The following is a 23,508-nucleotide window of genomic DNA, read 5'->3' on the forward strand; positions in this document are numbered from 1 at the left end:
CCGCCCGGGGCGTCAGTCCCGGCGCAGCAGCGCCACCATGACCTCGTGCAGCGCCGCGTCGGCGTCCTCGACACCCGACTCCGCACGCCAGGCGACGAACCCGTCGGGGCGCACCACCACGGCACCCTCGGTGCTCGTCCCGTGCGCCTCGGCCCAGTCGGCACCGTCCTCCGGCTCCAGGTCGCCGCCCGGCCCCGAGCCGATCCCGAACGCGTCGAGCCGTACCCCCAGCCGCTCGCCGACCCGCGCGGCCGCCCGGCGCCACGCCACGTCCGCGGCGTCGGTCAGGAGCACGAACGACCGCTCGTACAGATCCAGCGTGGAGATCCGTTCACCGGCCCGGCGGACCCACAAGTGCGGGGCCCTGCTGCCCGGTTCACCCGCCAGCTGCACGCCCTCGGGCACCACGGGCCACTCCGGGCCGATGCCCAGCACAGCGCCGTCCACATAGCGGTATCCCAGCGCCACGTTCAGCATCCCGCCGCGCTTCCCGCCGCCCATGGTCGGCGGAGCCGCGTACCCTGGGTGGCTGTGTTCGCCGGAACGCGCCGAGGCCCGCTCGCTCGTCGCCCGGGCCACCGGCCGCCGCTCCGCCTCGTAGGTGTCCAGCAGGCCGGGGCCCGCCTCACCGCGCAGCACGGCCGCGAGCTTCCACGCCAGGTTGTGCGCGTCCTGGATGCCGGTGTTGGAGCCGAACGCCCCCGTCGGCGACATCTCGTGCGCCGAGTCGCCGGCGAGGAAGACCCGGCCCCGGGCGTACCGGTCGGCCACCCGCTCCGCCGCGTGCCACGGTGCCTTGCCCGTGATCTCGACGTCGATGTCCGGAGCTCCGACGGCCTTGCGGATGTGTGCCACACACCGTTTGTCCGTGAAGTCCTCCAGCGTCTCGCCGCGGCCCGGCTGCCACGGCGCGTGGAACACCCACTCCCGCTCGTTGTCCACCGGCAGGAGTGCGCCGTCCGCTTCCGGATTGGTCAGGTAGCACACGATGAAACGCCGGTCGCCCAGCACATCGGCGAGCGCACGGGACCGGAAGGTGATGCTCACGTTGTGGAACAGGTCACCGGCACCCGAACGGCCGATGCGCAACTGCTCGCGGACCGGGCTGCGCGGACCGTCGGCGGCGATCAGGTAGTCCGCCCGCACGGTGGTGTGCTCGCCCGTCTCCCGGTTCTTCAGGACCGCCCCGACCCCCGACCCGTCCTGGTCGAACGAGAGCAGTTCGGTGGAGAACCGCAGATCGCCGCCCTGCTCCCGGGCCCGGTCCAGGAGAACCGGCTCCAGGTCGTTCTGGCTGCACAGGCACCACCCGCTCGGGCTGAAGCGGGCCAGTGCGCCACCCGGGTCGATCTCCTTGAAGAGCCACTCCTGGTCGTCGCCGGTCAGTGAACCGGCTTGCAGGATGCCGTGGTTCTCCGCCAGTACGGAGGCGGCCGCCCGGATCTGCGGCTCGACCCCCGCCCGGCGGAAGATCTCCATCGTGCGGACGTTGTTGCCGCGGCCCCGTGGGTGTGTCGAGGTGGCGGCGTGCTTCTCGACCAGCAGGTGTTCGACGCCCAGCCGGCCGAGGAAGAGGGACGCGGACAGACCCACCAGGGAGCCGCCCACGATGAGGACCGGTACATGGACGTCGACGTTCTCGTTCATCAGTTGCTCCAGCTCGGACGCCGTACAGATGCAGTGTCCATGCCCTTGTCCGACCCCTGTCGGAGCGGTTCGGACGCCCGCTCACCTGAACGGTTCATAAATCTCGCGTCAGCCGGTCCAGCGTTTCACGATCGGTCACGGAGACGTCGCCCACGGTCCGGGCGGACCGTGCGCATCCGCCGGGAGATTCCCCGCTCCGACCCCCCACTCGACGGTTCCACCGGCCCGGCCGGTTCTCCCCTCGTCTCGAAGGAGTTCGCAAGATGACCACCACGCTCTCGGAACGGACCTCCCAGTCCGCCTTCGACGGATCAAGGCTGCGGGTCATCCTGCTGCTTGACCTGCACGACGGCGCCCAGAAGCAGTTCCTGGAGGCGTACGAGCACATGCGCAACCAGGTCGCCTCGATCCCCGGCCACATCAGCGACCAGCTGTGCCAGTCCATCGAGAACCCGTCGCAGTGGCTCATCACCAGCGAGTGGGAGAGCGCGCCGCCCTTCCTCGCCTGGGTCAACAGCGAGGACCACGTTGCCACCGTCCAGCCCCTGCACAGCTGTGTGCGCGACACCCGCTCGCTGCGCTTCAGCGTCCTGCGCGAGACCGGCGCGGCCTTCGAGGAGAGCTTCGAGCCCGTCAAGGGCGGTCTTCAGGCCGCGCCCCGCCTCGGGGACGGGGTGGTGCGCCACGCGCTGACCTTCACCGTCAAGCCGGGCACCGAGGAGATCGTCGCGAAGATCCTCGCCGACTACGACTCCCCGCAGGCCCGGGTCGACGAGCACACCCGACTGCGGCGCACCTCGCTGTTCATGCACGGCAACCGGGTGGTGCGCGCGGTCGAGGTCGAGGGCGACCTCCTCGCGGCTTTGCGCCACGTTTCCCGGCAGCCCGGGGTCCGGGCCGTGGAAGAGGCGATCAACCCGTACCTGGAGCAGGACCGCGACCTGGCCGACCCCGACTCCGCCAGGATGTTCTTCACCCGGGCGGCCCTGCCCACCGTCCATCACGTGACGACAGGCCGCCACGCGGCCGGGGAGCGCAAGCGCCACGCGCTGTTCTACCAGGCCAAGGAGGGCTGCGGAATGGCGCTGGCCCGCCTCCTGGCCGAGCACGACGAGGAGGAGGCCGACCACACCGGCAGCCCCATCGAGAGCAGCACGATCTTCCAGCGCGACGACATCGTGGTGCGTCTGCTGGAGGTGGACGGCCCGCTCGACGCGCAGCCCGCCAAGTCCCTCGGCATCCACGGCCCCGGCAAGGCCGCCCGGCTCGCCCGCCTCCTCGACGGCGAGGCGAACGCCGTACCGGCGAGCGATGCCGACGCCGCACGCTTCCTGGCCCGGTCCGAGATGAAGCTGATCACCGACCGGCGGGCCGCGGAGTCCTGAGCCGCGCAGCAGCACTCTGGGGGGTTCTCGCTCAACCCGTCGACACAACGCGCCATGCGCCAGGAGGAAAGCAGTCATGAGCATGCACCGGCCACGCATCGTGGACCTCAGTGAGACCCAGCCCAACACCAGGCGCGGGGGTGACCTGCGAGCCCTGCTGACTCCGACGGCCGTGGGCGCCACCAGCGGCTTCATGGGGCTGGCCATCATTCAGCCCGGCGACCGCATCGCGGAGCACTACCACCCGTACTCCGAGGAGTTCGTCTACGTCGTGGACGGGCTGCTCGAAGTGGACCTGGACGGCGAGCCGTACGCGATGCGGCCGGACCAGGGGCTGCTGATCCCCCTGAACGTACGCCACCGCTTCCGCAACGTGGGTGACGTCGAGGCGCGGATGGTCTTCCACCTCGGCCCGCTCGCGCCCCGCCCGGAACTCGGCCACGTCGACACCGAGGTCACCGAGTCGGCCGAGCGGGGCGCGCCGCCAGAACGAACCGAGGCCGCCTCATGACCCGGCGCGTGGCCGTCACCGGCGTCGGCGTCGTCGCCCCGGGCGGCATCGGCACCCCGGCCTTCTGGGACCTCCTCTCCAACGGCCGCACAGCGACCCGGGGCATCACCCTCTTCGACCCGGCGGGCTTCCGGTCCCGGATCGCCGCCGAGTGCGACTTCGACCCGGCGGCGTACGGACTGGACGAGGAGGAGGTCGCCCGAGCGGACCGCTATGTGCAGTTCGCGATGGTGGCCGCCCGCGAGGCACTCGCCGACGCCGGCCTCGACGTGGAGCGGACCGACCCCTGGCGCGTCGGCGTCTCGCTCGGTACCGCGGTCGGCGGCACCACCCGGCTGGAGCACGACTACGTCGCCGTCAGCGGCAGCGGAGCACGCTGGGACGTCGACCACCGGCCGGCCGGGCCCCATCTGGAACGCGCCTTCTCACCCAGCTCGCTGGCCTCGGCCGTCGCCGAACAGGTCGGCGCGCACGGGCCGGTGCAGACCGTCTCCACGGGCTGCACCTCCGGCCTCGACGCGATCGGCTACGCCTTCCACTCCATCGAGGACGGCCGCGTTGACGTGTGCATCGCCGGTGCCTCGGACTCACCGATCACCCCGATCACCGTGGCGTGCTTCGACGCGATCAAGGCGACCTCGGCCAACAACGAGGACCCGGAGCACGCCTCCCGGCCCTTCGACTCCCGCCGCGACGGCTTCGTGATGGGCGAGGGCGGAGCCGTGCTCGTCCTGGAGGAACTGGAACACGCCCGCGCCCGTGGTGCGACGGTCTACTGCGAGATCGCCGGCTACGCGACCTTCGGCAACGCCTACCACATGACGGGTCTGACCCCGGAGGGCCTGGAGATGGCCGAGGCCATCAACCAGGCGCTCGGCCATGCGGGGATCACCCCCTCCGACATCGACTACGTCAACGCGCACGGCTCGGGCACCAAACAGAACGACCGCCACGAGACCGCCGCCGTGAAGCGGGCGCTCGGCGCACACGCCCACGACGTACCGATGAGCTCCATCAAGTCGATGGTGGGTCACTCGCTCGGGGCGATCGGCGCGATAGAGATCGCGGCCTGCGTACTCGCGCTGGTCCACCAGGTGGTGCCGCCGACGGCGAACTACGAGTCCCCGGACCCCGAGTGCGACCTCGACTACGTGCCCCGCACCGCACGTCCGCTGAAACTGCGCAGCGTCCTGTCGGTCGGCAGCGGATTCGGCGGATTCCAGTCCGCGGTGGCCCTGACCAGAAACGGTGGGAGGACACCATGAGCACCCGCAAGGCCCGGCGTACCGTCGTCACCGGCATCGGCGTCGTCGCCCCCAACGGCACGAGCACCGAAGCCTTCTGGAAGCGGACGCAGGAAGGCATGAGCGTCCTGGACCGGGTCACCCGTGAAGGGTGCGAGGAGCTGCCGCTGCACGTGGCCGGCGAGGTCAGGGGCTTCGACCCGGCCTCGCTGATCGAGGAGCGCTACCTCGTACAGACCGACCGGTTCACTCACTTCGCGATGGCCGCGGCCGACATGGCCCTGGACGACGCACGGCTGGGCCGCGCGGACTACGAGGACCGTCCGTTCAGCGTGGGCGTGGTGACCGCCGCCGGTTCCGGCGGCGGCGAGTTCGGCCAGCGCGAGCTGCAACGGCTGTGGGGCCAGGGTTCCAAGTACGTCGGCCCCTACCAGTCGATCGCCTGGTTCTACGCTGCCAGCACCGGCCAGATCTCCATCCGCGGCGGCTTCAAGGGGCCGTGCGCGGTGGTGGCCAGCGACGAGGCCGGCGGCCTCGACGCGCTGGCGCACGCCGACCGGTCCGTCCGGCGCGGCACCGACGCGGTGGTGGTCGGCGCGGCCGAGGCCCCGCTCGCCCCCTACTCCGTCGTCTGCCAGCTCGGTTACCGAGACCTGAGCGCCGCCGAGGACCCGACGCGGGCCTACCGCCCGTTCACCTCGGACGCCTGCGGATTCGTGCCCGCCGAGGGCGGCGCGATGTTCGTGGTCGAGGAGGAGACGGCGGCCCGGGAGCGAGGCGCCCGGGTCCGCGCCGAACTCGCCGGTCACGCGGCCACCTTCACCACCGCGATGCGCTGGGAGGAGTCCCGCGAAGGGCTCGCCCACGCCATCGAGGGCGCGCTGCGCGAGGCCGGCTGCGCACCCGAGGAGATCGACGTGGTCTTCGCGGACGCTCTCGGAGTCCCCGAGGCCGACCGGGCGGAGGCGTTGGCGCTGGCCGACGCGCTCGGCCCGCATGGCCGGCGCGTCCCGGTGACCGCGCCCAAGACCGGTATCGGGCGGGCCTACTGCGGCGCCCCCGTGCTGGACGCTGCCGCCGCCGTCCTCTCCATGGAGAACGGCCTGATCCCGCCCACGCCCAACGTCTTCGAGGTGTGCCACGACCTCGACGTGGTCATGGGCCGGGCCCGCCCCGCCGAACTGCGCACGGCCCTCGTGCTCAGCCGCGGCCTCATGGGCTCGAACGCGGCGATGGTGCTCCGGCGCCCCGCATGAGCCCCACCGACACCCCCGTGCGAAGGAGAAGTCCCTCATGACCGAACGACTGACCTACGAAGAGCTGGCCGCCCTGATGAAGAAGGGCGCCGGACTGACCGTCGACCCGCGGGAGATGGAGAACCGGTCCGGAACGGCCTTCGACGAGTTCGGCCTCGACTCGCTGGGTCTCCTGGGCATCGTCGGTGTCCTGGAGAACCGGCACGGGCAGCCGCTGCCGGCCGACGCCGACCGCTGCAAGACCCCCCGCGAGTTCCTCGACCTCGTCAACAACAGCCTCATGACAGGAGCCTGAAGTGTCCGGACACACCGAGAACGAGATCGTCATCGCCGCCCCCCTGGACCTCGTCTGGGACATGACGAACGACCTGGAGAACTGGCCCCGCCTGTTCAGCGAGTACGCCTCCGTCGAGGTCGTCGAGCGCGACGGCGAGCGGACCACCTTCCGTCTGACGATGCACCCCGACGAGAACGACAAGGTGTGGAGCTGGGTCTCCGAGCGCACCACGGACCGCCCCGGACGCACCGTCCGGGCCCGTCGCGTGGAGCCCGGTCCGTTCCAGCACATGGACATCCACTGGGAGTACTCAGAGGCCCCCGGCGGCACCCTCATGCGGTGGACGCAGGACTTCGCGATGCGCCCTGACGCCCCGGTCGACGACGCGTGGATGACCGACAACATCAACCGCAACTCCCGTGTCCAGATGGAACTCATCAGGGACAAGATCGAGCAGCGCGACCGCGAGCGCCGCACGGCCGCGGTCCCGGCCAACTGACACACCGTCCGCCGACGGCCGGCCGCCCGGCCCTCGTGGCCGGGCCCCGGACCGCGTACCAGAAGGGCCCCACCCGATGCACCACGCTCTGATCGTCGCCCGGATGGCGCCGGAATCGGCGCCGGACATCGCCGAGCTGTTCGCCGCCTCCGACAGCAGTGAGCTGCCGCACCTGGTGGGCGTCACCCGGCGCAAGCTCTTCCAGTTCGGTGACGTCTATCTGCACATGATCGAGTCCGAGCGCCCGCCCGGTCCGGAGATCGCCAAGGTGACCGAGCACCCGGAGTTCAGGGGCCTCAGCGACCGGCTCACCGCCTTCATCAGTCCGTACGACCCGCAGACCTGGCGGGGGCCGAAGGACGCGATGGCACAGGAGTTCTACCGCTGGGAGTGCGACACCGGCGCCTGACGGCGTGACAGGGCCCCGGGCCCGGCCGCGAGGCCGGACCCGGGGCCCTGTCACGTGAGGACGGGGTCAGCCGGCGACCACGCACTCGAACGCGTGCAGATACGGGTTGACCGGGCGGATCTCGCCGATGCTCAGCCCCGCGTCGGACAGCCGGTCGACCAGGCTCTGCCGGGTGTGCTTGGCACCCCCGACGTTCAGGAGCAGCAGCAGGTCCATGGCGGTGGTGAACCGCATCGACGGCGTGTCGTCGACGAGGTTCTCGATGACGACGACCCGGGCGCCGGGACGGGCCGCCGCGATGACGGCGCGCAGCGCCCGGCGGGTGCTGTCGTCGTCCCATTCCAGGATGTTCTTGATGATGTAGAGATCGGCCGCTACCGGAATGCCCTCGCGGCAGTCACCGGCCACGATGCTCGCCCGGCCGGCGAGCGGGCCGCCGTCCCGCAGCCGTTCGTCGGCCCGTGCCACCACGCCGGGCAGGTCCATCAGGGTGCCGCTGACCGACGCGTGCTTCTCCAGCAGGCTCGCCAGGACGTGCCCCTGACCGCCGCCGATGTCGGCGACGACCGACACCCCGGTGAGGTCGAGCAGATCGGCGACGTCCCGTGCGGACTGCATGCTGGACGTCGTCATCGCCCGGTTGAACACCTGGGCCGACTCGTGGGCGTCCTGGTGGAGGTAGTCGAAGAACTCCTTGCCGAACACGTCCTCGAAGACGTTGCCGCCCGAGCGCACCGCGTCGTCCAGGCGGGGCCATACCTCCCACGTCCACGGCTCCGTGCACCACAGGGAGATGTCCCGCAGGCTGTTCGGGTCGTCCTCGCGCAGCAGCCGCGACATCTCGGTGTGGGCGAAGGTTCCGTCGGCGTTCTCCGTGAAGACGCCGTAACAGGACAGGGCGCGCAGCAGCCGTCGCAGCGGGCCGGGTTCGGTCTTCACCACAGCGGCGAGCTCGTCCGCGGTGGCCGGCTTCTCACCCAGCGCGTCCGCGACACCGAGCCGGGCGGCAGCGCGTACGGCGGCGGAGCGGGCCGCGCCGAACACGATCTCGCGCAGCCGCATGGCCGGCTGCGGAGTGGGAACGGGCTGGACGGGTGTGGTGGTGGGGGTGGTGCTCACGGTGGTCATACCGTCTCGCTTCTCCTCGTGCGGGGGGACACCGGTCAGCACATCCCGGCCGGTGCGGAGGTGGTGCAGACATTGCCGGTGAAGCGGTTGCCCGTGCCGGTGTCCTGGTTGGCCAGGTCCGCCGGCTGGTTACCCAGGACCGTGTTGCCGCTGATGGTGTTGTCGGTGTTCTTCGCGCCCACGAAGCTCTTGAACAGCACGACGCCGCCCGAGAGCGGGGTGGCGCCCACGTTGTCGCGGATCACGTTGGACCGCACCTCGGTGGACTCGGTGCCGGTGAGGACGATCCCGGAACCCTGGATCGCGGGCAGCCGCTCGGTGGCGGCGCAGAACTTGTTGTTGCCGGTGATCCGGTTGGACCGGATGGTCATGGCGCCGGCCTGCGGCGTCCCCTCGTCGCCGACGACGAACACGCCGCTGCAGTTGGCGGTGAAGGTGTTGTCGTTCACCGTCATGTTGCGCACGCGCCGTGCGGTGAAGCCGATCCGGTTGTCGGTGAGGGTGTTGCCCCGGACCCGGGTGCCGCCGGTGTCGGTGGCGCCGCCCTCCTCGTCGACGCTGTTGGCGACGAAGATGCCCGCGTCGCCGTTGGAGCGGGCGGTGTTGTGCCGGATGTCGGAGCGGGTGGACCGCTGCTGCGCGATGCCCCAGACCCCGTTGGACCGGGACGTCACCGAGCGGACCTCCAGCGCGTCCGTCCAGGACGCCCATACGCCACTCCGGGTGAAGCCGGACACGGTCAGGGACCGGATGGACACGTCGTCCACGGTGTTCTGGGCCGTGCCCAGTACGCAGATCCCGTTGCCGGCCTTCGCGCAGGCGTTCTCCGTCCGGTTCCCGCTCGCGCCCGGCTCGATGACGGTACGGTCCCCGAATCCGCGCAGGGTCAGTCCTGGCGTGGTGATCAGCACGCTCTCCCGGTAGGTGCCGGGCCGGACGACGATGGTGTCGCCGGGCTGTGCGGCGTCCACCGCTGCCTGGATCGACTGGCCCGGACTTACCACGTGGCCGCCCGCGGCGGCGGCCGGGACGGACGGCGCGACGACGCCCAGTCCGGCGGCCGAGGCGGCTGCGATGCTCACGAGGCATTTGATGTGTCGTTTCCTCATGAGCCGAAGCTATGGGCGATCACCCGCCGATGCCACGCAGGGTGTCCGGTTGGACACGGGCCGTGCCCGAATGGCTTACGTCGGCGTGGAGGCCCCGCGTCCGCCGTGGACGCGGGGCCGTGCACTCGGGTGATTCGTCCCCGGGCGGGCCGGTGTCAGTCGGTGGCCGGGTGGGGCGGCGCGACGACGGAGCGGGCCCACCGGTAGTCGGCCTTGCCGCTGGGGGAGCGCTGGATCTGCGGGGTGATCACCAGCCGGCGCGGAATCTTGTAGCCGGCCAGCCTGGTGCGGCAGTGTGCCTGGACGTCGTCGAGCGAGGGGGCGTCGGCGCCCTCGCGCAGCTGCACCACGGCCGCGACGCGATTGCCCCAGCGCTCGTCGGGAGAGCCCGCGACCAGCGCGTCGTACACATCCGGATGCGACTTGAGCGCCTGCTCGACCTCCTCCGGATACACCTTCTCGCCCCCGGTGTTGATGCACTGCGAACCCCGGCCGAGCACCGTCACGATGCCCTCGGCGTCGACCGTGGCCATGTCGCCCAGCAGCACCCACCGCTCGTCGCCCTTGCGGAAGAACGTCTCGGCGGTCTTGCCCGGGTCGTTGTAGTAGCCGAGGGGTACGTGACCCCGCTGGGCGATCCTGCCCGGCTCGCCCGGAGCCGCCGGCTCGTACGTCGCCGGGTCGACGACCGCCGTACGGGCGTTGACCCGGAGCCGGAAGCCGTTCTCCGGCCCGGAGTCGGCGGTCGCGGTGCCGTTGAAGCCGGACTCGGAGGAGCCGAAGTTGTTCAGCAGCATCACGTGGGGAACCAGCGCCTGGAACTCCGCGCGTACCGAGTCGGACATGATCGCGCCCGAGCTGGAGACGGAGAACATCGCTGAACAGTCGGTGCCCTTCAGTGGTCCCTTCAGCGCGTCGATCAGCGGCCGCAGCATCGCGTCGCCCACCAGCGAGACGCTGGTGACCTTCTCCTTCTCGATGGTGCGGAGTACCTCGTGTGGCACGTACTTGCGGTGCACGACGACCCGCTGCCCGAAGTTGAAACCGATGAACGCGGTGAGCGTCGAGGTGCCGTGCATCAGTGGGGGAGTGGGGAAGAAGGTGATGCCATCCCCGCCGGCCGCCACCCGTTCGGCCAACTCCTGGGGGGTCTTCACCGGGTCGCCGGTCGGTGCGCCGCCGCCCAGGCCGGAGAAGAACAGGTCCTCCTGGCGCCACATCACCCCCTTGGGCATGCCCGTGGTGCCGCCGGTGTAGATGATGAACTGGTCGTCGGCCGAGCGGGGTGCGAAGCCGCGCCCCGGATTCCCTGCCGCCTCCGCGGCGGCGAACGCGACGGCGTCGGGCCCGGGGGCGCCGTCCGTGGACGTGCCCACCCGTACGAGATGGCGGAGCATCGGCGCCTGCGGAGAGGCGGCCGCGACGCGCTCGTCGAACTCCGCGTCGAAGACCAGCGCCGCCAGATCCGCGTCGCGGTAGAGGTAGACCAGCTCCTCCTCCACGTAGCGGTAGTTGACGTTGACCGGCACGATGCGCGCCTTCAGGCAGGCCAGCACGGTCTGGAGGTACTCGATGCCGTTGTAGAGGTGCAGGCCGAGATGCTCGCCGGGGGCGATGCCCGCCTCGATGAGGTGGTGGGCGATGCGGTTGGCCGCGGCGTCGAGCTCCGCGTACGTGAGCCTGCGCTCGGCGCCTGTTCCGGGATGGTCGAGGTAGACGAGCGCCTCGCGTTCCGGGACAGCGTCGACGACCGATTCGAACAGGTCGGCAAGGTTGTACTCCACCGTTCCTCCTGACCCCGGTTGCTGAGTGGCTCGGCGGTCATTAGAGCGCCGACCGGCACAAGTGGGAAGGGGGCCCGGGAAGAAATCTGACTGACTGTCAGAAAACTATTGAACTGCCTCCCCGCTTACTGCAACCTGTTCTAGCCTTGAGACGGGAGACAGACCATGGGCGGAACGGAACACCTCACCGTGCAGCGCGAAGGCGCCACACTGGTGCTCACCTTGAACCGGCCCGAGAGCAAGAACGCGCTCTCGCTGCCGATGCTGGTCGGCCTGTACGACGGCTGGCTGGCCGCGGACGAGGACGAGGAGGTCCGCTCCGTCGTCCTCACCGGAGCCGGCGGCTGCTTCTGCGCCGGCATGGACCTCAAGGCCCTTGCCGGCAAGGGAATGGAGGGCGAGCAGTACCGGGACCGGATGACGGCCGACCCCGATCTGCACTGGAAGGCCATGCTGCGCCACCACCGCCCCCGCAAGCCGGTCATCGCCGCCGTCGAGGGCCACTGCGTGGCCGGCGGCACCGAGATCCTGCAGGGCACCGACATCCGCATCGCCGGCGAGAGCGCCACCTTCGGACTCTTCGAGGTCCGGCGCGGCCTCTTCCCCATCGGCGGCTCCACCGTGCGGCTGCCGCGCCAGATCGCCCGCACCCACGCACTCGAGATGCTGCTCACCGGCCGCCCCTACTCGGCGGAGGAAGCGGCCCGGATCGGGCTGATCGGCCGGGTCGTTCCCGACGGCACGGCGCTGGACGCGGCCCTCGCCGTCGCCGAGCAGATCAACGCCTGCGGCCCGCTCGCCGTCGAGGAGGTCAAGGCGTCCGTGTACGAGACCGCGGAGATGACCGAGACCGACGGGCTCGCCGCCGAACTGAAGCGCGGCTGGCCCGTCTTCGCGACCGCCGACGCCAAGGAGGGCGCCCGCGCCTTCACCGAGAAGCGCCCGCCCGTCTACCGGCGGGCCTAAGGGGATTCGTCAGACACCCCCCAACCAAGGAGGCAACCGTGCCCGAAGTCCTCAGCGCGCCGCTGGTGGTCGAATTCCCCTTCACCCGCTCCCTCGGCCCCGTACAGAGCGCCTTCCTCACCGGACTGCGTGAACGCACCGTGCTCGGCGTCCGGACCGCGGACGGCAAGGTCCTGGTCCCGCCCGTCGAGTACGACCCCGTCACCGCCGAGGAGATCCGGGACCTGGTCGAGGTCGCGGCCACCGGAACGGTCACCACCTGGGCCTGGAACCCGCACCCCCGCCGCGACCAGCCGCTCGACACCCCCTTCGCCTGGGCCCTCGTCCGCCTCGACGGCGCCGACACCGCCCTCCTGCACGTCCTGGACGCACCCGGGCCCGAGGCCGTCCACACCGGGATGCGGGTCCGCGTCCGCTGGGCCGAGGCCCGCACCGGTGCCATCACGGACATCGCCTGCTTCGAACCGTACGAGGGTGAAGCCGGCGGATCCGCCCCGCACGACGGCGAGTTCGCGGACCCGGTCACCGGCATCGTCACCCCCGCACGGCTCGACTACACCTACTCACCGGGCCGCGCGCAGAGCGCCTACCTCGAAGCGCTCGCGGGCCGGCGCGTCGTCGGAGAACGCTGCCCGTCGTGCCGCAAGGTGTACGTTCCGCCCCGCGGCGCCTGCCCCACCTGCGGCGTCGCCACCGACGAACAGGTCGAGGTCGGACCGCGCGGAACGGTCACCACCTTCTGCGTCGTCAACATCAAGGCGAAGAACCTCGACATCGAGGTCCCCTACGTCTACGCGCACATCGCCCTCGACGGCGCCGACCTCGCCCTGCACGCCCGGATCGGCGGCATCCCGTACGACCAGGTACGGATGGGCCTGCGCGTCGAACCCGTCTGGTCAGAGGGAAACCGCCACCCCGACCACTACCGGCCGACCGGTGAGCCCGACGCCGACTACGACGCGTACAAGGAGCTGGTCTAGATGCGAGACGTAGCGATCGTCGCATTCGCGCAGACCGACCATCAGCGGCGCACCGACGAACTCTCCGAAGTCGAGATGCTGATGCCCGTCCTGCACCGGGTCCTCGACGCGACGGGCCTGAGGACCAGCGACATCGGTTTCACCTGCTCCGGCTCCAGCGACTACCTCGCCGGCCGCGCCTTCTCCTTCACCATGGCGCTCGACGGTGTGGGAGCGCACCCGCCGATCTCCGAGTCCCATGTCGAGATGGACGGGGCCTGGGCCCTGTACGAGGCCTGGGTGAAGATCCAGACCGGAGAGGCGGACACCGCGCTCGTCTACGCGTACGGCAAGTCCTCGCCCGGCCAGGTGCGCGACGTCCTCACCCGGCAGCTCGACCCGTACTACACCGCGCCTCTGTGGCCCGACTCGGTCGCGCTCGCCGCTCTCCAGGCACAGGCGCTCATCGACGCGGGCGACACCGACGAGACCGCGCTCGCCGCCATCGCAGTCCGCAGCCGCACGGACGCCTCGGACAACCCGCACGCCCAGCTCAGCGGGTCGGTCCCGGCAGGTGACTACCTCGTCCAGCCGCTGCGGACCGGCGACTGCCCGCCCGTCGGCGACGGCGCCGCCGCCGTGATCCTGGCCGCAGGGGACACCGCGCGGGCCCTGTGCGCACGGCCCGCCTGGATCCGCGGCATCGACCACCGCATCGAGGCCCACAGTCTCGGGGTGCGCGAGCTCACCGAATCTCCGTCGACCCGGCTCGCCGCCGAACGTGCCGGGGCCTTCGAACGCCCCGTCGACACCGCCGAGTTGCACGCCCCGTTCAGCTCCCAGGAAGTGGTCCTGCGCAAGGCACTCGGCCTCGGCGACGAGGTCCGGATCAACCCGTCCGGCGGCGCACTGGCCGCCAACCCACTGATGGCCGCCGGGCTGATCCGCCTCGGCGAGGCCGCCGCCCGCATCCACCGCGGCGAGTCCGACCGGGCACTCGCCCACGCCACGTCCGGGCCCTGCCTCCAGCAGAACCTGGTCGCCGTTCTCGAAGGGGAGAGTGCTCATGCCTAAGGAGCCCGTGGCCGTCGTCGGCGTCGGCCAGACCAAGCACGTCTCCGCACGCCGCGACGTCTCCCTCGCCGGCCTCGTCCGCGAGGCCGCCGTGGCCGCCCTCCAGGACGCCGGACTGACCTGGGCAGACATCGACGCCGTCGTCATCGGCAAGGCGCCCGACTTCTTCGAGGGCGTCATGATGCCGGAGCTCTACCTCGCCGACGCCCTCGGCGCGGTCGGCAAACCGATGCTCCGGGTCCACACCGCCGGCTCGGTCGGCGGTTCCACCGCACTCGTCGCCGCGAACCTCGTCGCGGCCCGCGTGCACCGGACCGTCCTCACCCTCGCCTTCGAGAAGCAGTCGGAGTCCAACGCGATGTGGGGCCTCTCGCTCCCCATCCCGTTCCAGCAGCCGCTGCTGGCCGGCGCGGGCGGCTTCTTCGCCCCGCATGTGCGCGCCTACATGCGCCGGACCGGGGCGCCGGACACCGTCGGCTCCCTCGTCGCGTACAAGGACCGGCGCAACGCGCTCAAGAACCCGTACGCGCACATCCACGACCCGGACATCACCCTGGAGAAGGTCCAGGCCGCGCCCATGCTCTGGGACCCCATCCGCTACTCGGAGACTTGCCCGTCCTCCGACGGAGCCTGCGCGATGATCCTCACCGACCGTGCGGGAGCGGACCGTTCACCGCACCCGCCCGCCTGGGTGCACGGCGGTGCGATGCGCAGCGAACCGACCCTCTTCGCCGGCAAGGACTTCGTCTCGCCGCAGGCCGGCAAGGACTGCGCCGCCGACGTGTACCGGCAGGCCGGGATCACCGACCCGCGCCGGGAGATCGACGCCGTCGAGATGTACGTGCCGTTCTCCTGGTACGAGCCGATGTGGCTGGAGAACCTCGGCTTCGCGGGCGAGGGCGAGGGCTGGAAACTCACCGAGGCCGGAGTCACCGAACTCGACGGCGACCTGCCCGTGAACCCGTCCGGGGGCGTGCTCTCCACCAATCCCATCGGCGCCTCCGGGATGATCCGCTTCGCCGAGGCCGCACTCCAGGTACGGGGACAGGCGGGGGAGCACCAGGTGGACGGGGCGCGTCGGGCACTCGGCCACGCCTACGGCGGCGGAGCGCAGTTCTTCTCGATGTGGCTCGTCGGCGCCGAACCGCCCACGGGCTGAACCCGAGCCCTCCCGAACAGGCCGACGCTCACTGCTTTCCGAGCCCTCCCGGACAGGTCGCACCCACTGCGTTCCGCGGCCTGTTCGGGACCGCCGGCGGTGGCTAGGCTCTGTTCCGTCAGCAATGACGAGCAGGAGGAGCGCCGACGTGGCACGCAGGACGAGGCCCCAGCAGCCCTTTGCCCGCTGGGACAAACCGGAACTCGATCTCGGCAACGCCCGGTGGCGGTCCGGCAGTCAGGGCGTCGGCGATGTTCAGATCGCCTTCGTCGAGGGGTTCATCGCGATGCGCAACGCCGGGCGCCCCGGCAGCCCGCCACTGGTCTTCACCCCTGCGGAATGGCGCACGTTCGTCGTGAACGCCCGGCACGGCGAGTTCGATGCGGGGGCGGCGCGCCGCACGGTGTGAGCTCACCGAGTGGCAGCCCGTAGCCCGTACCACCGGCCCGACGGGAACGGTCCGCGCGCGGGTCGGGTGTGGCGAAGGGTCATGCTTCCGTCGGCCTCCGGGGAGTGAGCAGGCCGCGGTTGAACGCCTCGGCGACGGCCGCCGCCCGGTCATTGACTCCGAACTTGCCGTAGACGTTCAGCAGATGGGTTTTGACCGTGCCCTCGCTGATCAGCAGGCGGGCCGCCACCTCACGGTTGGTGGCCCCGGCCGCCACCCACTTCAGGACCTCCTGCTCCCGCGGGCTCAGCAGCCCGGGACCGGGCGCCCGGACCCGGTTCATCAGACGGGCCGCGACGGAGGGGGAGAGCACCGCTTCGCGGTTGGCGGCAGCCCGCACCGCCCGGAGCAGCTCGGCCCGGGGAGCGTCCTTGAGGAGGTATCCGGTCGCCCCCGCTTCGATGGCCGGGAGGACGTAACTGTCGGAATCGTACGTGGTCAGGACCAGCACCCGGGAGGTGCTGCCCGTCCTGGCCAGCTCGGCGATCGCGGTCACGCCGTCCATGCCGGGCATCCGCAGATCCATCAGGACCACGTCCGGCTCCAGGGCTCGGGCCAGCCGAACCGCTTCGGTGCCGTCCGCCGCTTCGCCGACGACCTCGAATGCCGGGTCGTCGGCGAACATGCCGCTGAGGCCGTCCCGGACCACGGGGTGGTCGTCGACGATCAGCAGCCTGATCGGGGCCGGGGCCGGGGCCGGGGCCGGCTCGGGTTCCGGGGCTGGGGCGTTCATACGCCGGCACCCGCCGTCTCGTGCGGGACACGGGCGGAGACGGTCGTCCCCGATCCCGGTTCCGACCGGACCCGCAGGGTGCCGGAGAGCCCTTCGATCCGCTCCCGCATCGCCTTGAGGCCGAACCCGCCGCCGGACCCGGCCGCCGTCCCCGCACCGGACGTGACCGGTCCCTTTTCGACCGGGGCGGAAGGAGTCCCGAACCCCCGGCCGTCGTCGCGCACGTCCAGGGTGACCTCGTCATCGAGGTAGCCGAGAGTCAGGGAGACGGCAGTGGCCCGAGCGTGCCGGGCCACATTGGCGAGCGCCTCCTGAGCCGCCCGCAAGAGGGCCAGCTCGGCCTCCGACGGCATCGGCCGTGGCGTCCCGGTGGTGGTGACCTCGGCCGTCACGCCGTTCAGTGCGGACCAGTAGTCGGCGATCCCTGCCAGAGCCTCCCCCAGCCCGGCGGTCTCCAGCGGCTGCGGCCGCAGCGCGTCCACCGACCGCCTGGCCTCGGCCAGGCTGTCCCGGGCCAGCCGGGTCGCCGCTGCGACATGCGCCCGCCATCGGTCCGGGACGCCGGCCGCCTGCTCGGCGGCCTGCAGCTGGGTGACGATGCCGATGAGGCCCTGCGCGAGCGTGTCGTGGATCTCCCGGGCCATCCGTTGCCGTTCGTCGAGGACCCCGGCCTCCCGGGCCTGGACCAGCAGTTGCCGGTGCAACCCGGCGTTCTCGGCCAGCGTAGCCCGTAGCCTGCTGTTCGCTTCCCGGGCCTGTTCCAACGCCGCCTCCCGTTCTTCGGTGTGCCGATCGGCAGCCCGCTCCCACCAGGCCAGCCCGCACATGCCGACCGCGTTGACGGCGAGCACCGCGCCGAAGGCCGTCCAGCCGGCCGCGCTGTCCTTGGGAACCGCGTCGGCCTGCGCGACCCCTGACTCCAGGGCGATCGCGGCGATCCCCGGGAGCCGCCACGGCCAGGGCAGCATGCCGAAGGAGTAGAAGTAGCCGGCCGGTGTGAGCAGGCCGAACCATGGATCCCGCAGGACGAGGACGCCGATGAGGACGACCAGCCCGGCGACGAAGACCCCCATCCTCGACGTCCGGATCCACCAGGCGGGGCGCAGGGTGAACATGCACAGGATCCACAGGGCGGTCGCGGCGCACAGGCCGAGATCGACGAGGAGGGAACGTCCGTCCCCGCGCTTGACGACGACGGTCACGACGGAGAGGACGGCGAGGATCGCATAGGGCACGACCGTCACCAGCGGAAGCAGCCGCTCGTCCTGCCCGCCGTTGCGGGCGAGCCATTCCGGCCTGCTCATGGTGGCCTCCGGGTTGAGTTCACTCCCATCGGAACAATCTCACCGCGCCCGCGCCGAAGACAACCGAGTAGGCGGCCAGGGTGATCAGTTGGAGGGGATGGGGCCAGTTCCCCTCGGTCGCGTCGGTCAGCGCCTGTACGGCGGCGCCCAGGGGAGTCGCCCGGCTGATGTGCCGCAGGAGCGGTGGCATGGCGGCGAGTGGGAGGAACAACCCGGCGAAGAACATCATGACGTAGAACAGGGTGGCGCCCGCGGCGCCTGCGATGCGGCTGTCGGGTGAGGCCGCGGCGATGAACAGGCCGATCGCGAGAAGGGCGAGCGCGGTCAGCACGATGCTGATCACGTATCCGCTCAGCTGACGCGGCAGCAGTACCCCGAACGCGAGCCGGGCCACCAGGAGTAAGGCAACCACGGAGACGGCCGCGGTCGCCAGATCGACGACAAGCTGAGCGCCCAGGACCCGGACCGGCCCGACCGGTGTCGTCCGCAGGCGGCGCAGCACACCCTTTTCCCGGTAGCCGGCCAGTACCTGGGGCACGATGTTGAACGACAGCGTGGCCAGGACGAAGGCAGCCAGGATCGGTACGTAGAGGTCGAGCAGGGTGAAGCCCCCGAAGCTCTCCCGGCGCTCGTTGTAGAAGGGAATGTTGCCGAAGACGATGAGCAGGACCATCGGCAGCCCGATCGCGAACAACGGACCCGACTTATCCCGGACGAACAGCTTCAGCTCGGTAAGCGTGAGCTGTCCCAGCACGGAGCCGCGGCCCGTGGTGGGCGGCACGGGCACGGCTGAGGTACTGACCGGCATGACGTGCTCCTCCTGATTGATCTGCCTGATCTGCTTGGTCTGTGGGGTCCTGATCGCCCGGACAGGGCCCCCTGCCACAGCGCTAGTGCGGGGAGGGGCTCCGCCTCCGGGCAGCGCCGGCCGCGGAGCCGCCTGGTCCGGTGGCGGCGCGGGTGCCGGTCAGCGCGACGAACGCGTCCTCCAGGCTGGGCTGTTCCACCCGCAGGTGCTCCGCCACGATGTCGTTGCGGGCCAGTGCGGAGGTGATCGCGTGGAGGGCGTTACCGGTGCCGGAGACCACCACAAGATCGCCCTGGCGGGTGAGGCCGGTGACGTCGGGCAGGCCGGTCAGCAGCCCGTCGTCGAACGGGACGGATGACCGGAACCGGATGTGCAGGCCGCCGTTGAACCCTTCGGTCAGGGCTTGCGGGCTGCCCTCCGCGACGACGCGACCCCTGTCGATCACCGCCACCCGGTCACAGAGCCGTTCGGCTTCCTCCATGAAGTGGGTGACCAGCACGATCGTCACCCCGCGGGAGCGCACGTCCTGGATCAGGCCCCACGTGTCCCGGCGGGCCTGCGGGTCCAGCCCGGTGGTGAGCTCGTCCAGGACGGCCACCTCCGGGCTCCCGATCAGCGCGAGCGCGATCGAGAGCCGCTGCTTCTGCCCGCCCGACAGCTTGGCGCAAGGGGCCCGGCGCACGTCTGCGAGGCCGAGCACCTCCATCAGGACATGCCGGTCGGCAGGCTTCCGGTAGAACGAGCTGTACAGCCGGAGCGCCTCACCGACCTGCAGCCGGTCGGGAAGCCGCCCGTCCTGGAGCTGTACCCCGAGCCGCTGGGTCAGCTCGGCACGATCGCGCCCGGGATCAAGCCCGAGCACTCTGATGACGCCCCGGTCGGCTGTCCGCAGCCCTTCGACGCATTCCACCGTCGTGGTCTTCCCCGCACCGTTCGGACCGATGATCCCGAAGATCTCGCCCTGCTCCACGGCGAACGAGATGTCATCGACGGCCACGGTGGACCCGTAGCTCTTGTGCAGGTTCCGCACCTCAACGACCGCTGGCATACGTGGCGTCCCTCCCGGATCCGGAGGGTTTCCGGATCGCTGACATCAGCGTGGCAGCGACCGGGAGCCGCCGGCATCGGCCGTCCGGCCCTGTTCCGCGGGCGCCCGATGATCGGCCGGACGGTGCACCGGCATCAACCGATCGGCCGATGCCGCCCCGACCGGAGCCACCTGTGCGGGGGTTCGGGCCGTGCCCGGCGTACTGGGGCGACTCCGGAGTACGGCGGGTCAGCGTTTGATACGGCTACGCATGGCGAGGACGGCCAGCGCGAGCAGCACGGGTTCGGCGAAGCGGCTGACCATCTCCGTGTACGTGCCCCAGGTAGTGAGGTCCTGGCCGCCGGAACGGAACACGACGGAGTTGAGCACCACCTGCACGGCTTTGTCGGCGCGTTCCCCGGTGAACCGGTCACCGACGGGCAACGTCAGCTGAGGGTCTTCCTTGTCCACGGCCAGTGTCACGTGCCCGCCACCGGCGGGGACCGTGCCCGTGGCGATCTGCTGGGGTGAGGAGTCGGGCAGGCCGAGACCCATCATGAGCACGATGGTGGCCGACACGGCGGCGAGCAGCCAGCCGAGGGCACGGGAGGCGCGCAAGCCGTAGCCGGAGAGCAGCCAGTACCCCCACAGCAGGAACCGTTCGCCGGCCGGGGTGTCGGTGCGGTCGTGGCGGCGCATCTCCATCTCGCCGTAGTAGAAGTCGGCCGCGCCGGGTTCGTTCTTGCCGTCCTCGAACGCCTTGCGCAGCTGCCGGTAGAGCGTGGCCACATCCTCCGGGTCGGGGGTGAGGTCCGGGTTGGGGTGATGAGGGCCGGTGCGCCAGGCCCGCGGGGAGGGCTGCTGCCCAGCCGGAAGGACGGGTTGCCCGGCGATCTGCGCGCGCCAGTGGTGCTCCTCGGCCAGGGTGCGCCGGCGGCTCCACCGGTGCGGCCATATGAGGTGGCGACGGCGCAGGCCGGTGGGGGCGGAGGCGAACGTGCAGCGTCCTTCCAGGCGGAGTTGATCGAGATGGAAGGCCCCGGCGAACAGGCAGTCATCCAGGCCGATGTCCGTCAGAACCAGGTGCGCGGCGTCCACGCCACGCACCGAGATCACCCGGACCCGGCTCGGGGGGCGTGTCGGCAGGTCCTCCTCCACCACCACCGAGTGGGGGCCGGAAGCGAACGGCGTGTGATGAGCGGTGACAGCCAGAGGGAAGGACAGCACAGCGTGACTGAGATCCAGAGTCGCGAAGCGCAGGCGCAGGGTCGCCGTGGACTCCCAGCGCGTTCTCTCGCAGCGCACGGCAGCCGCAGCGATCTCCAACGTCACCGGCGTCTCGAACACCGTGCCGGACAGGTCCACCGTGCGTGCACACGCCAGTGGCCCGAACTGCGCCGTCAGCGCGAAATGCGCCTCCTTGAAGTGGGCGTCGCCGGAGAACCGCGCTCCACGGAACTCTGCGTTGTCCGCGAACTGCGCCTTGTGGAACCGGGCGACATCCGAGAACCGCACGTGACTGAACCGCGCCGTGCTGGAGAACCGCGCTCCGTCGAACCCGACTGTGCCGAGAAAACGTGCTCCATGAAAATCAGCCGTATGGGAGAACCGCACCCCACCGAATTCGGCATTTCCCGAGAGTTGCACTCCGTCGAACTTGGTGAGGCCCGAGAATTTCGCCCCGGCGAACCACGTGCTTCCGGAGACCCGTACATCGCTGAAACTCGTGATGCCCGAAAATGATGCCTCGTCGAACCAGGCGTCGCCCAGGAACTGTGTCTCGTCGAAAGTGGCCGTGTGAGAGAACTGTGCGCTTTCGAACAGGGCGTCGCCACGGAACCGTGCTCGACAGAAGCTGGCCGTTATGGAGAACTCCGCCCCGGAGAACTCGGCCACGGTGGAGAACCGTGCGAGATCGAACTGGGCGGTGCCGGAGAACTTGGCCCTGCGGAACTCGGCGTCGCCGAGGAACTCTGCCATGCCGAACGCGGCCTCGCCGGAGAACTCCGCGTCGTCAAACTGCGCGCCGCTGCGGAACTTCGCTTGGTCGAACAGGGCGTCGCCGCCGAACCGCACACCGTCGAACCGGGCGTCGCCGGAGAAGAGCGTCACGTCGAATCGCGCGTCATCGGAGAACTCCGCCCCTCTGAAGTCCGCGACGCCGATGCGATTCTCGGAACTGTCGTAGTCCTGGAGGGCGTTGAGAAGGGAGTCGAGGAGTTGTCCGGTGAAGCCGGTGTTCCGGTGATCGATGTCGGCGCCGGGAGCCAAGCTCGCGAGGTAGGCGTCGCGGCCGGCGTCGGTGATATGTGCCAGGCACCTGGTGTGCCCCGGGACGAGTGTGCCGGAGCAGCCCGCGAAGTCGGCGCCGAGGTTCACGCCATATCCGCAGACCTGACGCGGAGTTGGGGCCGGAGTGGGGCTCATAGCGGCAGCTCCCGAGGCGTGTCGGCTCATGACGGGCTGGGGGCTGTCGGATCGTCGGGCCCCCGAGCGGCGCAGCCTAGCGAATCGGCCCCGTCTCGCGAGGGGGCCGGTGAATCTCCGGGCGCCGGACGGCCGGGCACCGCGGGCCGCACGCCGAGGCGGCCGGGTAGAACAGCGCGAGGCGCTGAAGCAGGACGAGATCGGACCACCGCGGTCCTCCGTATGCCGGGGCCGGGTGCAGGACGGCGACTCCGGCGACCGCGACCGCGCCGCACGTCCTCACGAGCGGCAGAGCACTGACGTAGGTAGCGTCGTGGGTGTGACAGGTGAGAGCGATCTTCGCGTTCTGCTGAGCGGTCTGCGTCCGGAGCTGAACCCGGGGCGCTACGTCTACGTGACCGCGTCCGACGGGGCCGTGCCCGACGGTGCCCGCCCCGTCGTCACGGTCCGTGAGGCCGAGGGTCTCACGCTGGTGCTGCCGCAGGCCGAGGCCGCGGCGGCGGGACTGCGGTACTCCTACGTGGCCGGATGGATCACTCTCCGTGTCCACTCGGCCCTGGAGGCGGTCGGGCTGACCGCCGCCGTCTCGCTCGCCCTCACCGATGCCGGGATCAGCTGCAACGTGGTGGCCGGATTCCATCACGACCACCTCTTCGTTCCGTACGACCGCGCTGCCGAGGCCGTCGCCGTGCTGGAGGTGCTGGCCGCGGAGTCGGGTACGGGGTGACCGGGGGTGTTGCCGAGGGGCGGAACGCCAGAGGCCTGCCCGGGCCCGGCTCGGCGAGGCGCGCCCGGACACGTAACATGTCTGCATGTCCTTCCTCCGCCGCCGTAGCGCCGCCACACCCGCGGGCCCCGACTTCGACGTCCTGGCCATGGACCCGGGCGACTGGCCCGGAAACCTCGGCGCCGGTCTGCTGCCCGCCCCCGACGGCAGCTGTCAGGGCGTGTTCCTGCGCTACGACCTGTTCGGCGGCCGAGGCCCCGCGATGATCATCGGCAACCTCCCGGAGGGCTCGCCCGCCCGCGAGACGGAGGAGGGCCAGGTCCCCTTCGAGGTGGCCCAGCTGCTGCTCGCGCTGGAGAACGACGAGCCGGTCGAGGTCACCGGCACCGAGGACATGCCCGTGATGCAGGGCGACAACCTGCTGATCGTGCGCCGTGTGAAGCTCTCCGAGAGCCGCATCTCCTGCGTGCAGTTCGACCGCAGCGACGGCGTCCTCGTCACCATCGCCAGCTGGGACCGGCCGATCACCGACGATCTCTACACCCTCCTGAAGCCGCTGCCCGCCGAGCTCTTCCAGCAGGGCTGAGCCGGCCCCGGCGGCCGTCCGGCTGCGCAACTTCCGTCCAA

The 23,508-nt window shown here is 70.9% G+C and carries 23 protein-coding genes; 14 read left to right on the forward strand and 9 right to left on the reverse strand.

Going from position 1 to position 23,508, the window contains the following annotated elements; translation table 11 throughout:
* Positions 1-12: 12 nt before the first annotated feature.
* Positions 13-1,647: an FAD-dependent oxidoreductase gene (locus tag ACIBJG_RS07820; protein WP_399305234.1), complete on the reverse strand. Its 1,635-nt coding sequence runs from the start codon at positions 1,645-1,647 to the stop codon at positions 13-15.
* Positions 1,648-1,910: 263 nt separating this feature from the next.
* Between ACIBJG_RS07820 and ACIBJG_RS07825 the strand changes: the two genes are divergently transcribed.
* From ACIBJG_RS07825 to ACIBJG_RS07855, 7 genes are all read left to right on the forward strand, one after another.
* Positions 1,911-3,032 (forward strand): SchA/CurD-like domain-containing protein, encoded by a 1,122-nt coding sequence (locus ACIBJG_RS07825; protein ID WP_399305236.1) that lies wholly within the window; start codon positions 1,911-1,913, stop codon positions 3,030-3,032.
* A 76-nt stretch (positions 3,033-3,108) separates the two neighbouring features.
* Complete coding sequence (locus ACIBJG_RS07830) at positions 3,109-3,543, forward strand: cupin domain-containing protein (protein WP_399305238.1); 435 nt, start codon at positions 3,109-3,111, stop codon at positions 3,541-3,543.
* Entirely contained in the window at positions 3,540-4,808 is a 1,269-nt protein-coding gene (locus tag ACIBJG_RS07835; RefSeq protein WP_399305241.1) for a beta-ketoacyl-[acyl-carrier-protein] synthase family protein, read from the forward strand. Before ACIBJG_RS07830 ends, ACIBJG_RS07835 begins: the two co-directional genes overlap by 4 nt.
* The gene (locus ACIBJG_RS07840; RefSeq protein WP_399305243.1) at positions 4,805-6,043 is read left to right on the forward strand and encodes a ketosynthase chain-length factor; all 1,239 of its coding nucleotides are present in this window, start codon (positions 4,805-4,807) and stop codon (positions 6,041-6,043) included. Before ACIBJG_RS07835 ends, ACIBJG_RS07840 begins: the two co-directional genes overlap by 4 nt.
* Positions 6,044-6,080: 37 nt before the next feature.
* On the forward strand, positions 6,081-6,338 hold the full coding sequence (locus ACIBJG_RS07845) for a phosphopantetheine-binding protein (RefSeq protein ID WP_399305246.1): 258 nt from the start codon (positions 6,081-6,083) through the stop codon (positions 6,336-6,338).
* Position 6,339: 1 nt separating this feature from the next.
* The gene (locus ACIBJG_RS07850) at positions 6,340-6,819 is read left to right on the forward strand and encodes an SRPBCC family protein (protein ID WP_359079807.1); all 480 of its coding nucleotides are present in this window, start codon (positions 6,340-6,342) and stop codon (positions 6,817-6,819) included.
* Positions 6,820-6,895: 76 nt separating this feature from the next.
* Entirely contained in the window at positions 6,896-7,228 is a 333-nt protein-coding gene (locus ACIBJG_RS07855; RefSeq protein ID WP_399305249.1) for a TcmI family type II polyketide cyclase, read from the forward strand.
* Positions 7,229-7,294: 66 nt separating this feature from the next.
* Here ACIBJG_RS07855 and ACIBJG_RS07860 read toward each other — a convergent pair whose 3' ends face one another.
* The 3 genes from ACIBJG_RS07860 to ACIBJG_RS07870 form a co-directional block, all read right to left on the reverse strand.
* Positions 7,295-8,356: a methyltransferase gene (locus ACIBJG_RS07860; protein WP_399305252.1), complete on the reverse strand. Its 1,062-nt coding sequence runs from the start codon at positions 8,354-8,356 to the stop codon at positions 7,295-7,297.
* Positions 8,357-8,391: 35 nt separating this feature from the next.
* Entirely contained in the window at positions 8,392-9,465 is a 1,074-nt protein-coding gene (locus tag ACIBJG_RS07865) for a nitrous oxide reductase family maturation protein NosD (protein ID WP_399305255.1), read from the reverse strand.
* A 155-nt stretch (positions 9,466-9,620) separates the two neighbouring features.
* A complete protein-coding gene (locus ACIBJG_RS07870; protein ID WP_399305258.1) occupies positions 9,621-11,249 on the reverse strand; it encodes an acyl-CoA synthetase in 1,629 nt (542 codons plus the stop codon).
* A 165-nt stretch (positions 11,250-11,414) separates the two neighbouring features.
* On the opposite strand from ACIBJG_RS07870, the gene ACIBJG_RS07875 reads away from it, so the two are divergent.
* The 5 genes from ACIBJG_RS07875 to ACIBJG_RS07895 all read left to right on the forward strand — a co-directional run bounded on the left by ACIBJG_RS07875 (position 11,415) and on the right by ACIBJG_RS07895 (position 15,816).
* Positions 11,415-12,215, forward strand: a complete 801-nt coding sequence (locus ACIBJG_RS07875; protein ID WP_399305261.1) for a crotonase/enoyl-CoA hydratase family protein — start codon at positions 11,415-11,417, stop codon at positions 12,213-12,215.
* 38 nt (positions 12,216-12,253) lie between these two features.
* On the forward strand, positions 12,254-13,195 hold the full coding sequence (locus ACIBJG_RS07880) for a Zn-ribbon domain-containing OB-fold protein (protein WP_399305263.1): 942 nt from the start codon (positions 12,254-12,256) through the stop codon (positions 13,193-13,195).
* Entirely contained in the window at positions 13,196-14,248 is a 1,053-nt protein-coding gene (locus tag ACIBJG_RS07885) for a thiolase domain-containing protein (protein WP_399305266.1), read from the forward strand.
* Positions 14,241-15,407 (forward strand): thiolase domain-containing protein, encoded by a 1,167-nt coding sequence (locus ACIBJG_RS07890; protein ID WP_399305269.1) that lies wholly within the window; start codon positions 14,241-14,243, stop codon positions 15,405-15,407. The genes ACIBJG_RS07885 and ACIBJG_RS07890 overlap by 8 nt, the downstream gene beginning before the upstream one ends.
* A 124-nt stretch (positions 15,408-15,531) precedes the next feature.
* Entirely contained in the window at positions 15,532-15,816 is a 285-nt protein-coding gene (locus ACIBJG_RS07895; RefSeq protein WP_399305272.1) for a DUF397 domain-containing protein, read from the forward strand.
* A gap of 79 nt (positions 15,817-15,895) precedes the next feature.
* On the opposite strand, the gene ACIBJG_RS07900 is transcribed toward ACIBJG_RS07895, so the two are convergent.
* The 5 genes from ACIBJG_RS07900 to ACIBJG_RS07920 all read right to left on the reverse strand — a co-directional run bounded on the left by ACIBJG_RS07900 (position 15,896) and on the right by ACIBJG_RS07920 (position 22,106).
* Positions 15,896-16,588, reverse strand: coding sequence for a response regulator (locus tag ACIBJG_RS07900; RefSeq protein ID WP_399305274.1), 693 nt, complete (start codon positions 16,586-16,588; stop codon positions 15,896-15,898).
* Positions 16,585-17,892 (reverse strand): sensor histidine kinase, encoded by a 1,308-nt coding sequence (locus ACIBJG_RS07905; protein WP_399305277.1) that lies wholly within the window; start codon positions 17,890-17,892, stop codon positions 16,585-16,587. The genes ACIBJG_RS07900 and ACIBJG_RS07905 overlap by 4 nt, the downstream gene beginning before the upstream one ends.
* 19 nt (positions 17,893-17,911) lie before the next feature.
* A complete protein-coding gene (locus ACIBJG_RS07910; protein WP_399305280.1) occupies positions 17,912-18,700 on the reverse strand; it encodes an ABC transporter permease in 789 nt (262 codons plus the stop codon).
* An 82-nt stretch (positions 18,701-18,782) separates the two neighbouring features.
* Positions 18,783-19,748, reverse strand: a complete 966-nt coding sequence (locus ACIBJG_RS07915) for an ABC transporter ATP-binding protein (protein ID WP_399305282.1) — start codon at positions 19,746-19,748, stop codon at positions 18,783-18,785.
* Positions 19,749-19,976: 228 nt separating this feature from the next.
* Positions 19,977-22,106 carry a pentapeptide repeat-containing protein gene (locus tag ACIBJG_RS07920; RefSeq protein ID WP_399305285.1) on the reverse strand — a complete coding sequence of 710 codons (2,130 nt, stop codon included), beginning with the start codon at positions 22,104-22,106 and terminating at the stop codon, positions 19,977-19,979.
* A gap of 367 nt (positions 22,107-22,473) precedes the next feature.
* On the opposite strand from ACIBJG_RS07920, the gene ACIBJG_RS07925 reads away from it, so the two are divergent.
* Together ACIBJG_RS07925 and ACIBJG_RS07930 are read left to right on the forward strand one after the other, a co-directional pair.
* The gene (locus ACIBJG_RS07925) at positions 22,474-22,881 is read left to right on the forward strand and encodes an ACT domain-containing protein (protein ID WP_399305288.1); all 408 of its coding nucleotides are present in this window, start codon (positions 22,474-22,476) and stop codon (positions 22,879-22,881) included.
* A gap of 85 nt (positions 22,882-22,966) precedes the next feature.
* A complete protein-coding gene (locus ACIBJG_RS07930) occupies positions 22,967-23,467 on the forward strand; it encodes a hypothetical protein (RefSeq protein ID WP_018550733.1) in 501 nt (166 codons plus the stop codon).
* Positions 23,468-23,508: the final 41 nt, after the last annotated feature.

Source organism: Streptomyces sp. NPDC050422 (assembly GCF_044458665.1).
Lineage (GTDB): Bacteria > Actinomycetota > Actinomycetes > Streptomycetales > Streptomycetaceae > Streptomyces.

What these genes read in the sequence shown, in the direction of transcription:
- ACIBJG_RS07820 (WP_399305234.1), bottom strand. Translation starts at nt 1,647, where the DNA reads ATGAACGAGAACGTCGACGTCCATGTACCGGTCCTCATCGTGGGCGGC.
- ACIBJG_RS07825 (WP_399305236.1), top strand. Translation starts at nt 1,911, where the DNA reads ATGACCACCACGCTCTCGGAACGGACCTCCCAGTCCGCCTTCGACGGA.
- ACIBJG_RS07830 (WP_399305238.1), top strand. Translation starts at nt 3,109, where the DNA reads ATGAGCATGCACCGGCCACGCATCGTGGACCTCAGTGAGACCCAGCCC.
- ACIBJG_RS07835 (WP_399305241.1), top strand. Translation starts at nt 3,540, where the DNA reads ATGACCCGGCGCGTGGCCGTCACCGGCGTCGGCGTCGTCGCCCCGGGC.
- ACIBJG_RS07840 (WP_399305243.1), top strand. Translation starts at nt 4,805, where the DNA reads ATGAGCACCCGCAAGGCCCGGCGTACCGTCGTCACCGGCATCGGCGTC.
- ACIBJG_RS07845 (WP_399305246.1), top strand. Translation starts at nt 6,081, where the DNA reads ATGACCGAACGACTGACCTACGAAGAGCTGGCCGCCCTGATGAAGAAG.
- ACIBJG_RS07855 (WP_399305249.1), top strand. Translation starts at nt 6,896, where the DNA reads ATGCACCACGCTCTGATCGTCGCCCGGATGGCGCCGGAATCGGCGCCG.
- ACIBJG_RS07860 (WP_399305252.1), bottom strand. Translation starts at nt 8,356, where the DNA reads ATGACCACCGTGAGCACCACCCCCACCACCACACCCGTCCAGCCCGTT.
- ACIBJG_RS07865 (WP_399305255.1), bottom strand. Translation starts at nt 9,465, where the DNA reads ATGAGGAAACGACACATCAAATGCCTCGTGAGCATCGCAGCCGCCTCG.
- ACIBJG_RS07875 (WP_399305261.1), top strand. Translation starts at nt 11,415, where the DNA reads ATGGGCGGAACGGAACACCTCACCGTGCAGCGCGAAGGCGCCACACTG.
- ACIBJG_RS07885 (WP_399305266.1), top strand. Translation starts at nt 13,196, where the DNA reads ATGCGAGACGTAGCGATCGTCGCATTCGCGCAGACCGACCATCAGCGG.
- ACIBJG_RS07890 (WP_399305269.1), top strand. Translation starts at nt 14,241, where the DNA reads ATGCCTAAGGAGCCCGTGGCCGTCGTCGGCGTCGGCCAGACCAAGCAC.
- ACIBJG_RS07895 (WP_399305272.1), top strand. Translation starts at nt 15,532, where the DNA reads ATGACGAGCAGGAGGAGCGCCGACGTGGCACGCAGGACGAGGCCCCAG.
- ACIBJG_RS07900 (WP_399305274.1), bottom strand. Translation starts at nt 16,588, where the DNA reads ATGAACGCCCCAGCCCCGGAACCCGAGCCGGCCCCGGCCCCGGCCCCG.
- ACIBJG_RS07905 (WP_399305277.1), bottom strand. Translation starts at nt 17,892, where the DNA reads ATGAGCAGGCCGGAATGGCTCGCCCGCAACGGCGGGCAGGACGAGCGG.
- ACIBJG_RS07910 (WP_399305280.1), bottom strand. Translation starts at nt 18,700, where the DNA reads ATGCCGGTCAGTACCTCAGCCGTGCCCGTGCCGCCCACCACGGGCCGC.
- ACIBJG_RS07915 (WP_399305282.1), bottom strand. Translation starts at nt 19,748, where the DNA reads ATGCCAGCGGTCGTTGAGGTGCGGAACCTGCACAAGAGCTACGGGTCC.
- ACIBJG_RS07930 (WP_018550733.1), top strand. Translation starts at nt 22,967, where the DNA reads ATGTCCTTCCTCCGCCGCCGTAGCGCCGCCACACCCGCGGGCCCCGAC.